Origin of the sequence: Faecalibacterium sp. Marseille-P9312, from assembly GCF_902497445.1 — a bacterium.
Taxonomy (GTDB): Bacteria; Bacillota; Clostridia; order Oscillospirales; family Ruminococcaceae; genus Faecalibacterium; species Faecalibacterium longum.
Window position 1 is genome coordinate 18,361 of the sequence record NZ_CABVEW010000021.1, and the last position, 13,911, is coordinate 32,271.

Annotated in this window: 11 protein-coding genes; 6 read left to right on the forward strand and 5 right to left on the reverse strand. The window is 60.5% G+C overall.

All coding sequences use genetic code 11. The features are described from left to right. Positions 1–138: 138 nt before the first annotated feature. Complete coding sequence (locus tag F3G95_RS13105; protein ID WP_149795289.1) at positions 139–1,158, reverse strand: GDSL-type esterase/lipase family protein; 1,020 nt, start codon at positions 1,156–1,158, stop codon at positions 139–141. Between the two features lie 372 nt (positions 1,159–1,530). Here F3G95_RS13105 and F3G95_RS13110 point away from each other — a divergent pair, with 372 nt between their 5' ends. The 3 genes from F3G95_RS13110 (at position 1,531) to F3G95_RS13120 (ending at position 5,803) form a co-directional block, all read left to right on the forward strand. Beyond that, positions 1,531–2,754 (forward strand): 6-phosphofructokinase, encoded by a 1,224-nt coding sequence (locus F3G95_RS13110; protein ID WP_149795290.1) that lies wholly within the window; start codon positions 1,531–1,533, stop codon positions 2,752–2,754. 256 nt (positions 2,755–3,010) lie between these two features. Further along, entirely contained in the window at positions 3,011–4,243 is a 1,233-nt protein-coding gene (locus tag F3G95_RS13115) for a 6-phosphofructokinase (protein ID WP_149795291.1), read from the forward strand. 192 nt (positions 4,244–4,435) lie between these two features. Further along, complete coding sequence (locus F3G95_RS13120) at positions 4,436–5,803, forward strand: MATE family efflux transporter (protein ID WP_149795292.1); 1,368 nt, start codon at positions 4,436–4,438, stop codon at positions 5,801–5,803. 810 nt (positions 5,804–6,613) lie between these two features. On the opposite strand, the gene F3G95_RS13125 is transcribed toward F3G95_RS13120, so the two are convergent. Both F3G95_RS13125 and F3G95_RS13130 read right to left on the reverse strand, forming a co-directional pair. Then, entirely contained in the window at positions 6,614–8,464 is a 1,851-nt protein-coding gene (locus tag F3G95_RS13125) for a hypothetical protein (protein ID WP_149795293.1), read from the reverse strand. Positions 8,465–8,651: 187 nt separating this feature from the next. Next, entirely contained in the window at positions 8,652–9,194 is a 543-nt protein-coding gene (locus tag F3G95_RS13130; RefSeq protein ID WP_149795294.1) for a GNAT family N-acetyltransferase, read from the reverse strand. Between the two features lie 176 nt (positions 9,195–9,370). Here F3G95_RS13130 and F3G95_RS13135 point away from each other — a divergent pair, with 176 nt between their 5' ends. Genes F3G95_RS13135 through F3G95_RS13145 form a run of 3 tightly spaced genes read left to right on the forward strand, consistent with a single transcriptional unit; the run spans position 9,371 to position 11,526 of the window. Then, positions 9,371–10,126 carry a GntR family transcriptional regulator gene (locus tag F3G95_RS13135; protein ID WP_149795295.1) on the forward strand — a complete coding sequence of 252 codons (756 nt, stop codon included), beginning with the start codon at positions 9,371–9,373 and terminating at the stop codon, positions 10,124–10,126. Between the two features lie 19 nt (positions 10,127–10,145). Then, positions 10,146–11,087 carry an aspartate carbamoyltransferase gene (gene pyrB, locus F3G95_RS13140; RefSeq protein ID WP_015563910.1) on the forward strand — a complete coding sequence of 314 codons (942 nt, stop codon included), beginning with the start codon at positions 10,146–10,148 and terminating at the stop codon, positions 11,085–11,087. 1 nt (position 11,088) lies between these two features. Beyond that, complete coding sequence (locus F3G95_RS13145; RefSeq protein ID WP_015563909.1) at positions 11,089–11,526, forward strand: aspartate carbamoyltransferase regulatory subunit; 438 nt, start codon at positions 11,089–11,091, stop codon at positions 11,524–11,526. Positions 11,527–11,589: 63 nt separating this feature from the next. Here the strand turns inward: F3G95_RS13145 and F3G95_RS13150 are convergent, their stop codons facing one another. Together F3G95_RS13150 and mltG are read right to left on the reverse strand one after the other, a co-directional pair. After that, entirely contained in the window at positions 11,590–12,810 is a 1,221-nt protein-coding gene (locus F3G95_RS13150) for a U32 family peptidase (protein WP_149795296.1), read from the reverse strand. 12 nt (positions 12,811–12,822) lie between these two features. Beyond that, positions 12,823–13,905, reverse strand: coding sequence for an endolytic transglycosylase MltG (gene mltG / locus F3G95_RS13155; protein ID WP_243130399.1), 1,083 nt, complete (start codon positions 13,903–13,905; stop codon positions 12,823–12,825). Positions 13,906–13,911 lie beyond the last annotated feature (6 nt).

A 13,911-nucleotide genomic window follows, 5' to 3' on the forward strand; every position in this document is an offset into this window, starting at 1 on the left:
TTTTGTCAAGTATTTGACGATATTTCGGAGATTCGACGGAAATTGCACTGTGAAACAGGACATTTTGACGAAGAAAAGCCGCGTCCAGAGGGGGTATTTCCCTCAGGGCGCGGCTCTTTGTAAGCTTTCTTTTGTCTTTCAGCCTGCGTAGGCACTGCCGGGCGTCCATGCATTATCGGCAGAATACTTGGCGTGGTTGCGCAGGTAAGTGACCCACGCGCCGTAGCCGTTGCCCGCCGAGAAGTGGACGCCGTCCGGCGCAGCCAGTACCTCTTTCAGGTTGCCCTCGCCGTCGGCCAGCGTCTCCCACAAATCGAGGTAGACACAGCCCTTATCTGCGGCCAGCAGGGCCAGCTGCTCATTCACCGAGCGGATGATGTCCGAGGCAAGGCCCGGCTTCTCCGCTGCGGCCTCGGGGCGGACGGGCGGGATGGACTCCACATAGATGACGCAGTCCTCCCCCAGCGTCTGGCGCAGCACGTCCAGCATCTGGCCGTAGTAAGCGAGGAAGCGGTCCGCCGCACCCACGGTGGTCAGGGTGTTGGTACCCAGCAGGATATACAGTTTTTTGGGCTGAGCAGCGGCCAGCACGTCCAGCGCGACTTCCTCGCCCCGCACACTGCTCTTGACGGCGCTGCGGTTGACGATGGCGTCCGGACCGACGCCGGTGTAGCCGCAGATGAGCGCACCGCCGAGGTTGATCTTATAGTCGGAGAAGCCCACCGTCAGGCTGTCGCCAAGGAAGGCGGCATCGGAGAAGTAGCTCAAATCGACCTGGCCGCTGGCAGGCTGGCGGATGACGCTGCTGTCGTAGGCTTTGACGCTGTAGGCTCCCGCCGTCTGACGGGCCGGGCCGAACTGCTCGAGGGTCACGGCGGGCGTGCCGTCTGCCGCCGCGTTCTCCCCGCCGCTGACGGCGCTGTCGGTGGTGCTGTCCGCCGCGCCCTGCATGGGCAGCGGGGCCAGAATGTTCTGCGCCGTGCCGTTGGCCGTCACGGTGGGCAGCTCTTCGGGCTGTGCCTGTCCGTGCTCGAGGATGGCCGTGATGGCGAAGCTCACCAGCAGGATGCCGGCCACGGCCCCCGCAAACCGGATGACTCCGCCGGGACCGCCTCTGCGGCTCCGGCCCGTGCTATGATAATCGTGTGAAATGCCCATAAAGGTGTTCCCGCTTTCGTTTGGTTCTGCTCTTAGTCTGCCCGGGTGTCGGCGGGTTATCCCTACTTTCCGGCCCGGCAGAGCTGTGCAGTACCTATTTTATCATAATTTTTTTGCCTCTGCAACCAATTAGGACTTGCATACAACAGGCAAAACGGTTACAATAGAAGAAGAGCAGGTTTTTGCACACATTTCTCGAAGTGCTTGCACGACCTGCCAGAATTTTTGTGCGAGTTGCAGTCATCGATTGTTGGCTGTTCCCCCGTCCGTACACTGTGCAGGGTGTACGGACCGCGAAACGGGGACAGCGCGGAGCGGTGCTGCGGCGCACAGGAAGTCCAATTTATCGGTAAATGGTACAAGGAGGTTCTCATGGCCAAGAATGTCATCATCGGCCAGAGCGGCGGCCCTACCGCCGTCATCAATTCCAGTCTCGCAGGCGTCTATAAAGCCGCCTGCAGTCTGGGCGCAGACAAGGTCTACGGCATGAAATACGGCATCGAGGGACTGCTGAAAGAGGAACTCGTGGAGCTGAACGTCCTGCTGGGCGACCGGCTCAGCATCGAGCTGCTCAAGCGCACGCCGTCCAGCTATCTGGGCAGCTGCCGCTACAAGCTCCCCGAGCCGGAGGCGGACTCCACGCCCTACGTCAAGCTGTTCGCCCTGTTTGACAAGTACGACATCTGCGCGGTGTTCTACATCGGCGGCAACGACTCGATGGACACCATCGCCAAGCTCAGCCGCTACGGCGCACAGGTAGGCAGTGCGGTGCGTTTTATCGGTGTACCCAAGACCATCGATAATGACCTCTGCCTCACCGACCACACCCCCGGCTACGGCTCTGCGGCCAAGTACATCGCCACCATCCTCAAGGAAGTCATCCGTGACTCCTCCGTCTACGACATCCGCAGCGTGACTGTGGCCGAGATCATGGGCCGTCACGCCGGATGGCTGGCCGGTGCGGCCTGCCTCGCAGGCGGCGACGACAGCGACGGCCCCGACCTCATCCTTCTGCCGGAAGTCCCCTTTGACCAGGACAAGTTCCTCGCCAGAGTGGATGAGCTGCAGCGGGTGAAGTCCAACGTCATCATCGCGGCCAGCGAGGGCGTCAAGACCGCCGACGGCACCTATCTGTGCGACCTCGTGTCCACGGCAGGCCAGCTGGACGCTTTCGGCCACAAAGCCATCCTCAGCGGCACCAGCCGCTATCTGTCCGACCTCATCCACGACAAGCTGAACTGCAAGAGCCGCGCCATCGAGTTCTCGACGCTGCAGCGCTGCGCCAGCCATCTGGCCAGCCGCACCGATGTCAACGAGGCCTACGCCGTGGGCGGCGCAGCGGCAGCCGCAGCCTTTGCCGGTGAGACGGGCAAAATGATCGCCCTCAAGCGCATTTCCGAGTATCCTTACCAGTGCATCACCGAGGCGGTGGACGTCCAGCAGGTGGCAAACCTCGAAAAGAAGGTGCCGCTGGACTGGATCACCCCCGACGGGATGCAGGTGACGGCGGCGTTCGAGGAGTACGCCCGCCCGCTCATCCTCGACGAGGTCACCCCCGTCTACGTCAACGGTACGCCCCGCCACATCTGCCTGTAAGAAAACTCGCTTCTCCCCTTCCCCGCGTCTGTTTTCGTGCTCCTGCACGATTAAAGAAGTTGTTTTCGTAAGCAGGGTACGCCGAATGGCGAGGATTTTTGTCGGCAGACAAGGCGATTTTCCGCAGTAATCCTGACGGATTGCAAGGGAAAGCAACGCAGTATGCAGGCAAAAAGACCGCTCAGACGGTGTGCAATGCTTAGAAAACGGCTTCGTTATAAAGCCGAAACAGAAAAACAAAAAAGGAGAAATCATCATGGGTAAAAATGCAATCGTTGGCCAGTCCGGCGGCCCCACCTCTGTCATCAACGCAAGTCTGGCTGGTGTGTTCGAGAGCTGCAAGAGCCGCGGCGCGGACGTCGTCTACGGCATGTGCAACGGCGTCGCCGGTCTGCTGGAGGAGCGGGTCGTGGACCTGTCCACCCTGCTGACCGATGACCTCGACATCGAGCTGCTCAAGCGCACCCCCTCCAGCTTCCTCGGCAGCTGCCGCTACAAGCTGCCCGACTGGCACACCGACGAGGCCTTGTACAAGAAGCTCTTCGCCATCCTCGAAAAGCTGGACATCGGCTGCTTCTTCTACATCGGCGGCAACGACTCGATGGACACCATCGGCAAGCTGGCTGAGTACGGCGAGTGCATCCAGAGCGACATCCGCTTCATGGGCGTGCCTAAGACCATCGACAACGATCTGATGGTCACCGACCACACCCCCGGCTACGGCTCTGCGGCCAAGTACATCGGCGTGGTGATGAAGGAGATCATCCGCGACGCCACCGTCTACGGCACCAAGTACGTCACCGTCGTCGAGATCATGGGCCGCAACGCCGGCTGGCTGACCGCCGCCGCCGCACTGGCCAAGAGCGACGACTGCGAGGGCGTGGACATGATCTGCCTGCCCGAAGTCCCCTTCCATGTGGAGCACTTCATCGAGAAGGTGCGCGTGATGCAGGAGAAGAAGCCCAGCATCGTCATCGCGGTGTCTGAGGGCGTCAAGCTCGAGGATGGCCGCTATGTCTGTGAGCTGGCCGACGATGTCCACGCAGTGGACGCTTTCGGCCACAAGGCCCTGACCGGCACCGCCCGCTATCTGGCCAACGTCGTGGCCCGCAATCTGGACACCAAGACCCGCTGCATCGAGCTTTCCACCCTGCAGCGCTGCGCCGGCCACCTGACCAGCCGCACCGATATCACCGAGGCCTATCAGGTCGGCGGTGCTGCTGTCAAGGCTGCGTTTGAGGGCGTCACCGGCCAGATGGTGGCCCTGAAGCGCATCTCCAACAGCCCCTATCAGTGTACCACTGAGCTGCACCCCATCAGCGAGGTCGCAAATCTCGAGAAGAAGGTGCCGCTGAGCTGGATGAACGAGGATCACACCCAGATGACGGAAGACTTCCTCGCTTACGCACGGCCCCTCATTCAGGCTGAGCTGACCCCGCTCTACATCGCCGGTCTGCCTCACCACATCTACATGAAGCCCCAGAAGTAAGCGTTCTGTTTCGCAAATGTACCTCCGCGCCCCTGCACCCTGTGTGCAGGGGTGCATTTTTGTACGGAAAAAGCTTTGATTTTACTTGTTTTTTACCTGAAATCGTATTATAATATTATCTGCGTCGCTCGCTGTTGAGCGGCGCGTTTTTTCGTGAGTACCATCTGATATTTGAGGAGGCAGAGCATTTTCATGGCACAGAATACCCGGACAGGCGATTTGACCAGCGGCCCCATGCTGCAAAAGATCATCCTGTTTTCCCTGCCGCTGGCTGCATCCAGCATCCTGCAGCTGCTGTTCAACGCAGCCGATGTCGTCGTCGTGGGACGCTTTGCGGGCAGCACGGCGCTGGCCGCTGTCGGCTCCAACGGTGCGCTCATCAACCTGCTGGTCAACCTGTTCGTGGGCCTGTCGCTGGGCGCGAACGTCGTCGCGGCCCGCTGCTTCGGCGCGAAGGACGATGAGGGCGTCCACAACACTGTCCAGACCTCCGTGACGCTGGGTCTCGTCAGCGGTTTCTTACTGGCCGTGGTGGGCTTTTTTGCCGCCCGCGTCCTGCTGGAGCTGATGAGCTGCCCGGAGGACGTCATCGGCCTGTCCACCCTCTACCTCAAGATATACTTCATCGGTATGCCCATGACCATGCTGTACAACTTCAGCTCGGCCCTCCTGCGCGCCGTGGGCGACACAAAGCGGCCTCTGTTCTGTCTGGCCGTGGCGGGCCTCATCAATGTGGTGCTGAACCTCGTGTTCGTCATCCTCTTCTCCATGAGCGTGGCGGGCGTCGCTCTGGCCACCATCATCAGTCAGACCGTCTCCGCCTGCATGGTCACGGCCCTGCTGGTGAAGGAGAAAGGCCCGCTCCACCTCGACCTCGGCCATCTGGGCTTCCATGCGGGGGCTCTGGGCCAGATCCTGCGCATCGGCCTGCCTGCCGGTCTGCAGAGCACCGTGTTCAGCCTCTCCAACGTCGTCATCCAGTCGGCGGTCAACTCCTTCGGCTCCATCGTCGTGGCCGGCAACTCTGCCGCTTCCAACCTCGAGGGCTTCGTCTATACCGCCATGAACGCTTTCGCTCAGGCCGCTGTCACCTTCACGAGCCAGAACATGGGCGCCCGCCGGTACGACAATCTGGACCGCGTCATGCGCAACTGCCTGCTCTGCTCCATCGTCACCGGCCTCGTGCTGGGCGGCGGTGCTTCCCTGCTGGGCGAACCGCTGCTCCACTTCTACTCCTCCGATGAGGTCGTGGTGACTGCCGGTCTGGCCCGTATGCACATCATCTGCACCACCTATCTGCTCTGCGGCGGCATGGATGTTCTGGCCAGCTGTCTGCGCGGCCGGGGCTACTCCGTCCTGCCGATGGTGGTCAGCCTCGTGGGCAGCTGCCTGCTCCGCCTCGTCTGGATCGCCACCATCTTCCGGCTGTTCCACACCACCACGATGCTTTACCTCAGCTACCCCGTCAGCTGGATCCTCACTACACTGGTGCATCTGGCCTGCCTGCTGGTGGTACGGCATAAGATGAACGAGAACCTTAAAGCTGCTGCGCAGCGATAGGCAGGCTCTTTGTCAGAGCGATACGATCGCAGTGCAAGAGCTGTTTGGCAGCGTCCTTGCCCTCTCAGGCGCTCCGCGCCAGCTCCCCCAAAGGGGGAGCCATTGGCATGTCGGTCAGCTTTCGTCTGGACGAGCGAAGCACGATGTCCCGGAAACGGTAGTGCTCCGTTGTCTGGGCCAGCGACAGCTTGACAAGGAGCGTTGTCCAGAAGCCGCTGCCCTCTGTAGCGAGGCCCGCCCTTTTACGCCATATCGGGCCTCAGGCGTCCAGTAAAAAGTGGCCCGGCCTGCCAAGGCCTCTCCCTTTGGGAGAGGTGGCACGCCGCAGGCGTGACGGAGAGGGCAAGCCAGTTACGGCAAAGCCGCTACGAAGCGATAGGCAGACTCTTTTGTCAGAGCGATACTATCGCAGTGCAAGAGCTGTTTGGCAGCGTCCTTGCCCTCTCAGGCGCTCCGCGCCAGCTCTCCCAGAGGGAGAGCCATTGGCATGTCGGTCAGCTTTCGTCTGGACGAGCGAAGCCTGATATAACGCAAAAAATACTGCCCTGCTACAGAGGGCAGCAGCTGCGGAACCATGTTCCTTGTCAAGCTGCTGCTGGCCTTGGTAGCAGGGCACTACTGTTTCCGGATAGAGTAAGCTTTGCTCGTCCAGCGTGGGCTTGGCCGACACGCCAGAGGCTCCCCCTCTGGGAGAGCTGGCGAACGAAGTGAGACTGAGAGGGCAAACCCCCGGCACGCTGCGGAACGTGCCGGGGGCTTTTCGTACAAAGCGGAGGGATGCGGAAACGCTCCGCCTTGGGGGTTGGTTAGTTAGTGGATCAGTTCGCTGTGGTCTGCGCCGCCCACGGTGAGGGTGGCAGAGCTGCCGCTGTGGGTGAGGGTGAAGATGGTGTCCTCTGCGCCCAGCGACAGCATGGTATCGATGTCCAGCGCCGTCTCGCGGCTCTTAGTGCGGAAGACGAGGGTATCTACGCCCTGCGCTTTCAGTTCTGCCAGATTGCCCAGACAGCCGAAGAGGGTGGCGGTATCAGAGTCTGCCGTGACGATGTAGCGGGTAGACTCCTGATGCATCTCATAGGGAGCGTCTATAACTCTCAAAACGATCCTGCCGTTCTGCTCCTCCTCCACAGGTGCAGGTTCCGGAAGTACAAACTTGTATACAGTCCTTGTGGAGCCGCAAGAAGAACATTCATACACTTTTTCGCCCAGCTGGCCGACAGCCGCAGGAGTAGAGGAGACAAGTGTCCATTTATGCTCACAATCAGAGGTCAACTTGGAGTTAATCCGGGTGACCGTACCCTCACCGCTGGCATTTACATCCAGCTCTTTACCAGCTTTGCCGTCTGCATCGCCGTTTGTGCCGATGGCGGCGCCTGGACCGCGATTGAACTTGTTATCGCCCAGGCCGCCTTTTGCAGTCACCTGCGCACCGCCGCCAATCTCGACCTCTACATCACCTTCGCCTCCGCCAATGCCGCTTCCACATCCGTTGCCCACGGCATCGACAACACCGCCGAGGATACGAACGGTCGATTTTTCATCGCAGCCAAAGCCGCCGCCAATGCCTGTGACATTAGAGTTACTGCCCTCAGCAGGTATCGCAGTTACCGTGCCGCCAAGGATGGTAACGTCTCCCGAGCCCCTAAAACCGCCGCCAATACCTGCCGCAGTATGCCCTCCATGAGCAGTCACATCCCCGCCGGAAATGGTCACTTCACCTTTTCCGTACATGCCGCCGCCAATGCCTGCACCCATATTGAAACCACTTTCTGCATAGATTTTTCCGTTTGCAATTTCCAGCTTCGAGGTGCTATCATAAGATCCTCCACCAATGCCCGCAGAATTCTGACCACCATACGCCTTCAAAGAGGCGCTTGTATCTTCTGCGGTGATGGTCAGTTTTCCGGTAGAGTACTCATCATCCTTTTCCAAGCCCGCACAAGAATGTCCACCTCTCAAGGTATTGTCCCCCACCAGCTTCAGGGTCGTGTCGCCTGCGCCCTCGACAGACATCGCGGCCTTATAATCATAGGCGTACTGATAGATATTCACGTTTTCGATCGTGACCGTCGTGTCTTTTTTGGTGCAATTATTGATGATCTTGATGATATTCTGTACCGCTTCGTTCGCAACCTTTGTCAACGTGCTGGCAGTGTTGGCCTCATAGGTCATGATGTCCTTGTCGTCATCTTCGTCCTCTGCGGCCTTCTCGACAGGCTTCTGCGTGTCCGGTGTCTTCGGCTCTCCTTCTTCAGGCTCCGGGTCGTCCTTTTCCTGGGCTTCCCCGCTTTTCGCGTCCTCGGGCCAGACGACGAGCTCCGTGCCGGTATTCTCCGCAGGCTCTCCCGGCTCGGCATCCACCACCGGCTTCTGTTTTTCGACCTCGTCCGCCGACCCGTCAGAGTTGGTCTCCGCTGGTTTGTTCGGGTCCTTGCCGCCCTTGATGACCACGTCCGTGTCGTCTTTCACTCCGATGTCATCTTTGTCTTTCGCATCGCCGACACGGACATAGGTGTCGCCCTCTTCCGTAACGGTCACCGTAATATCACCGTTTTCGATATAATAATCCTTTGCCAGTGCCGCCGGGGCTGCCGCCGAAAGTGCCATGCTCAGGGCCAGGGCGGCTGCCGCCGCACGCTTCATATTTTTCCGTAACCGCATACTCTTTTTTACCTCCTGAATTTTATTGCAGGATTTCTGCGGCTCTATTCTACCCCCCCCCCCCCCTATATTTTTGTCAAGTCCTTTTCATGACATACCAGCGTAGATTCATGAACAGTACGACTTTTCCGGCATAGCAAAAAAAGAACAGCCCCGCCTTTCCGAAGAAAGGCGGGGCTGTATCATTTTATAGCCTCTTCGCCAGCAGATACCGGTCATACCCGCCGTACATCTCCCGGCGGCAGACGATCTCAAAGCCGCTGGCCAGAGCGTTGTTGAGGCTGTACTGATTTTCCGGGCTGACGGTGGCCCCGATGCCCACGATGCCCGGGCGGAGCCGGGCAAGCGCCGCCTCCAGCAGCTTCCTTTGCAGACCGTTGCCCCGGTAGCCGGGGTGGACGATGGCGCTGTCGGCGTTGGCCCAGCCGTCCCACTCTTCTCGCGGGATGCCCATAAAGGCGGCGTAGTTGTGCGCGTCCTGCCCGCAGTACCGCAGGATGAAGTAGGCCCCCAGCCGCCCGCCGTCCCACCCGCCGATGCACAGGTCCTCTTTCAGGTAACGGGCGATGTTTTCCAGCGTGTCGGGTACGAACTGCTCCGGGTGGGGCATCGCGGCCCGCACCTCGTTCTGCAAGGCGTAAAAGGCGGCGGCATCCTCCGGCCCGGCAGCGCGCAGGGTCATGGTGCGGCTTGCGGGCCGTCCGCACACTTTGTGCAGAAGAACTTCCATTCTTGCTCTATCCCTCCAAAATAAAATCATACTTTCCGGCTGATTCCAGTATAAATGCCGTTTGAATCATTGTCAATTTATGCTATAATATTTGCAGGAAGAGTTTTGTGCTCAGGCACAGCTTTTTCGGAAGTCCAGGCAGGGCCGCCCTGCCCGTGTACCGGAGGAAACGAACCATGAGAGATTCCAGCTTATCTTCTTCCAGCCGCCTGGGTGGTGCTGTCATCAGCGACCGCATCGTCAGCGCTCTGCTGGAGGAACTGCGCACAGGCCGCTATGCACAGACCGACCGTCTGCCCGCTGAGGTAGACCTTGCCGCCGAACTCAGCGTCAGCCGCACCGTCATCCGCGATGCGCTGAGCGAGATGGAGCGTGCGGGTTACATCGAGCGGGTGCGCGGCATCGGCACAGTGGTCAACCGAAGTGTCCTGAACCTGCGCAGCCGGTTGGACCAGAAGCTGGAGTATTACCCGCTCATCCGCAGCTTTGGCAGCTACCCCCACGCCGACGGCATCCAGATCTACCCCGTCCGCGCAGGCGAAGAGCTGGCCCGTGATCTGGCCATCGAGCCCGGCGACGATGTCATCTGCATCAAGAAGCGCATCCTCGCCGACACCACCCCTGTCATCTACTCCATCGACTACCTGCCCCGCGCCCTGTTTGGGAACCGGGACTACACCCGCATCGACCTGTCGGGTGACATCTTCGATGTTCTGGAGCGGGAGTGCCGCCAGCAGGTGGCTTCCAATGTGGCCCACCTCAAGGCCAGCTGCGGCGACGAGCCTATCCGGGCCGCCATGCGTCTGGCCCCGGGCGAGGCCATGCTGCTGCTGGATGAGATATGCTACAACCGGCTCTGCCATCCCGTCATGCGTTCGTTGAGCTACTACACGAACTTCTTCGACTTCTCGATTCTTCGAAAGCTTCTTTGACGGAGGGAAACAAAAGAATATGCGTCATCTAATCGATCCGTTGGATTTCAGTCAGCAGGAGATCACCTCTCTGCTGGACCTGGCCGACCGCATCTGCGCCGACCCGGCCGCCTATCAGGACGTGGCCGCCCACAAAAAGCTGGCTACTCTGTTCTACGAGCCGTCCACCCGTACCCGTCTTTCGTTTGAGGCCGCGATGCTGAACCTCGGCGGACATGTCCTCGGCTTCCCGAGCGAGACCGTCTCCAGTGCATCCAAGGGCGAGAGCGTGGCCGACACCATCCGCGTCGTCTCCTGTTACGCCGACATCGTGGCCATGCGCCACCCCAAGGAGGGCGCACCGCTGCGGGCCAGCCGGTACTCCCGCATCCCTGTCATCAACGCAGGCGACGGCGGCCACCAGCATCCGACCCAGACCATGACCGACCTGATGACCATTCGCCGCCGCAAGGGCCGTCTGAACGACCTGACCATCGGCCTGTGCGGCGACCTCAAGTTTGGACGCACCGTCCACTCCCTCATCAAGACCATGGCGCGCTGTGAGAACATCCGCTTCGTCCTCATCAGCCCCGAAGAGCTGCGTGTGCCGGACTACATCATCACCGACGTGCTCGAGGCCAACCACATCCCCTACAAGGAGACCCGCAGCCTCGAGGAGTCCATGCCCGAGCTGGACATCCTCTACATGACCCGCGTCCAGAAGGAGCGTTTCTTCAACGAGGAAGACTATGTCCGTCTGAAGAACAGCTATATCCTCACCAAAGAGAAGATGGCCCTTGCCAAGCCTGACATGGCCGTGCTCCATCCCCTGCCCCGCGTCAATGAGATCACGCTGGACGTGGACGATGACCCCCGCGCCGCCTATTTTGAGCAGGTGCAGAACGCCGTTTACATCCGCATGGCGCTGATCATGACACTGCTGGGTCTCAAGGACCCCAAGGCTGAAAAGGAGGGCAACTGAGATGCTGAACATTGATGAAATTCAGAACGGTATCGTTATCGACCATATCAAGGCAGGCACGGCCATCGGCCTGATGGACCTGCTGGGCATCAAGGGCAACCGCACCTCCAGCGTGGCCCTCATCCAGAACGCCCGCAGCCACAAGGCAGAGTCGGGCCGGAAGGACATCATCAAGGTGGAGGGCGACGCCTCCTGGCTCAACCTCGACGTGCTGGCCTATCTCGACCCCGACATCAGCGTGACCGTCATCGAGAACGGCAAGGCCGTCAAGAAGGAAAAGCCCCAGCCCCCCAAGCGTCTGGTCAACATCGTGCGGTGCAAGAACCCCCGCTGCATCTCCTCCATCGAGGAAGAGTGTGACCAGATCTTCGAGCTGAGCTCCAACGGCAAGTATCGCTGCATCTACTGCGAGCAGGAGCTGCAGGTCAAGCCGGAATAATAGAAATATACGATAAAAGCCGCCTGTCATTCAACGAATGACAGGCGGCTTTGCTTTTGATTTTCAGACTTTCCGGCGCAGCAGGCTCATCGGCGGCAGCTCCGGGGTGGGGATGGTATAGCGCTCCATCGCGTGGGGCGTGGACTCCACCAGCTCACCGGCCTCATTCTTGATCCACTCGGGGTCCAGCGGGATGCTGCGGCCATCCGGGCAGAGCACTTCCAGCGTGTCGCCGAGGCTCCACTTGCCCCGCTGCTGGCAGCTGGCGACGCCGTTCTCCCAGCCGTCCACCGTACCGACAAACTCCCACTCGCGGATGTAAGTCGCGCTGTCGGTGGCCTGACGGGCCTGCTCCCGGCCAAAGTAGAAGCCGGGCGAATAGTGGCGGTGGCTGGTGCGGGTCAGCTCATCCAAAACCTCTTCCGGCAGCTCGAAGTTCTCGTTCATCGGGTCGGCCAGATACTGGTCGAGGGCGCGGCGGTAGGCCGCCGTCACGCTGGCGACGTAGTAGAACGTCTTGGCGCGGCCCTCGATCTTGAGGCTGTCCACGCCCGCGTTGCAGATGAGGTCGAGGAAGGGCGCGGTACACATATCGTTGGCGTTGAGGATGTAGCTGCCGTTCTCGTTCTCGCCGATCTCATAGAGCTGGCCCGGGCGGGTCTCCTCGCTGAGATAGTACTTCCAGCGGCAGGGCTGGGCGCACTGGCCGCGGTTTGCGTCGCGGCCTGCCATGTAGTTGGAGAGCAGGCAGCGACCCGAGACGCTCATGCACATGGCGCCGTGGACGAAAGCCTCAATTTCCAGCTCCGGCGGGGTCTTGTCGCGGAGGGTGGCGATGTCCTGCAGGGTCATCTCCCGGGCCAGCACCACCCGCTTCGCGCCCATATTGTAGGCGGCGCGGGCAGCGGCCCAGTTGGTGATGCCGGTCTGGGTGGACATATGGACGTCGATGTCGGGCGCGAAGGTCTTACAGGCGTCCAACACGCCGAGGTCGGCCACGATGAAGGCGTCCACACCGGCGGCGGCAGCGTCCTTGATGGCCTGAGGCAGACGGTCAGCCTCCTCGTTGGTGGGCAGGGTGTTCATGGTCAGGTAGACCTTGCGGCCCCGGGCGTGAGCATAGATGACGCCCTCGCTCAGCTGCTCCGGGGTGAAGTTGGTGGGTGCAGAGCGCATCCCGAACTCGGGCAGAGCGCAGTAAACGGCGTCCGCGCCGTAGTTGATGGCATACCGCAGGCGCTCGAGGTCGCCTGCCGGGGCCAGAAGTTCCGGTATCTGTAACATGGTATTCCTCTTTTACTTCATACTTTTATTAACTTTAGCCGCCTCATCGCAGTTTTTCTGGTGGTCTGCGTAGGTGCGGGCGTAGTAGTAGTGACCAGCAAGGTCGGTGACGAAGAAATAGGCGTCCTTCGCCTCCTCGTCGGGCTGCGGGGCAAGCGCCGCACGGATGGCTGCGATGCCGGGGTTGGAGATCGGGCCGGCGGAGAGCCCGGTGCAGGCGTATGTGTCGTAGGCTCCCAGAATGTTCTCCGGGATGCTGTCCCAGCCGCCGTAGTAGGGCGCGACCCAGTTCCAGAGGTAGTTGTTGTCGGCGTCGCTCTGGACGTAGCTGGAGGTGTTGCTCTGCAGTTTGGGGTAGGGCGAACCCTCGGCCAGACGGTTGCGGAACACCTGCGCCACATTATCGTCCTGATCGTTGCCGGCCTCCTCCTGCACGAAGGACGCCAGAGTGACCACCTCGGAGAGGGTCATCCCCTGCTTTTCCATCTCGGCATACATCTCATCGGTGATCTGCTTGTCGAAGTGAGAATAGAACGTCTCAACGTAATGATGGACGGTGTCGTCCTTCAGGAAATCGTAGGTATCCGGGAAAAGATAACCCTCGCACTTGAGGAAGCGGTCCGGGGCGTCCTTGTCGTCGGGGACGTACTGCCAGAACCTGTACTGGCTGAAATCGCCGGTGTTGGCCTCCTTGAGGAAGTCCTCGGCGCTGCACAGCCCGGCATCCTCGATTTTTTTCGCAATGGCGATGGCCGTCGTACCCTCGGGGAAGGTCAGCCGGACACTGTCGGCCTTCGCGTAGGCGGAAAGTGCCTCGATGATGTCGTCGTAGGAGCTGCCGGGGGCGAGGTCGAACTCACCGTATTGGAGCTTGCCTGCCGCGCCCTGCTTGCCTGCATACCAGCGGAAGACGTGGGGGTACTTGATGACGCCCGCTGTCTTGAGCTTCTGGGCGATGGCTGCCACGCCGCTGCCCTGCTGGATGCTCACACTCACCGGTTCGCCAGCGGAAGCACTGCCGTTGATCTCTTTTCGGATGGCCAGCAGACAGCCGCCCGCCGCCAGTACCAGGATCAGCAGCACGATCAGGATCATTTTCGC

Coding starts and splice junctions, on each gene's coding strand:
- pyrB (WP_015563910.1), top strand. CDS start 10,146: ATGCGTCATCTAATCGATCCGTTGGATTTCAGTCAGCAGGAGATCACC.
- F3G95_RS13105 (WP_149795289.1), bottom strand. CDS start 1,158: ATGGGCATTTCACACGATTATCATAGCACGGGCCGGAGCCGCAGAGGC.
- F3G95_RS13145 (WP_015563909.1), top strand. CDS start 11,089: ATGCTGAACATTGATGAAATTCAGAACGGTATCGTTATCGACCATATC.
- F3G95_RS13115 (WP_149795291.1), top strand. CDS start 3,011: ATGGGTAAAAATGCAATCGTTGGCCAGTCCGGCGGCCCCACCTCTGTC.
- F3G95_RS13125 (WP_149795293.1), bottom strand. CDS start 8,464: ATGCGGTTACGGAAAAATATGAAGCGTGCGGCGGCAGCCGCCCTGGCC.
- F3G95_RS13135 (WP_149795295.1), top strand. CDS start 9,371: ATGAGAGATTCCAGCTTATCTTCTTCCAGCCGCCTGGGTGGTGCTGTC.
- F3G95_RS13150 (WP_149795296.1), bottom strand. CDS start 12,810: ATGTTACAGATACCGGAACTTCTGGCCCCGGCAGGCGACCTCGAGCGC.
- mltG (WP_243130399.1), bottom strand. CDS start 13,905: ATGATCCTGATCGTGCTGCTGATCCTGGTACTGGCGGCGGGCGGCTGT.
- F3G95_RS13130 (WP_149795294.1), bottom strand. CDS start 9,194: ATGGAAGTTCTTCTGCACAAAGTGTGCGGACGGCCCGCAAGCCGCACC.
- F3G95_RS13110 (WP_149795290.1), top strand. CDS start 1,531: ATGGCCAAGAATGTCATCATCGGCCAGAGCGGCGGCCCTACCGCCGTC.
- F3G95_RS13120 (WP_149795292.1), top strand. CDS start 4,436: ATGGCACAGAATACCCGGACAGGCGATTTGACCAGCGGCCCCATGCTG.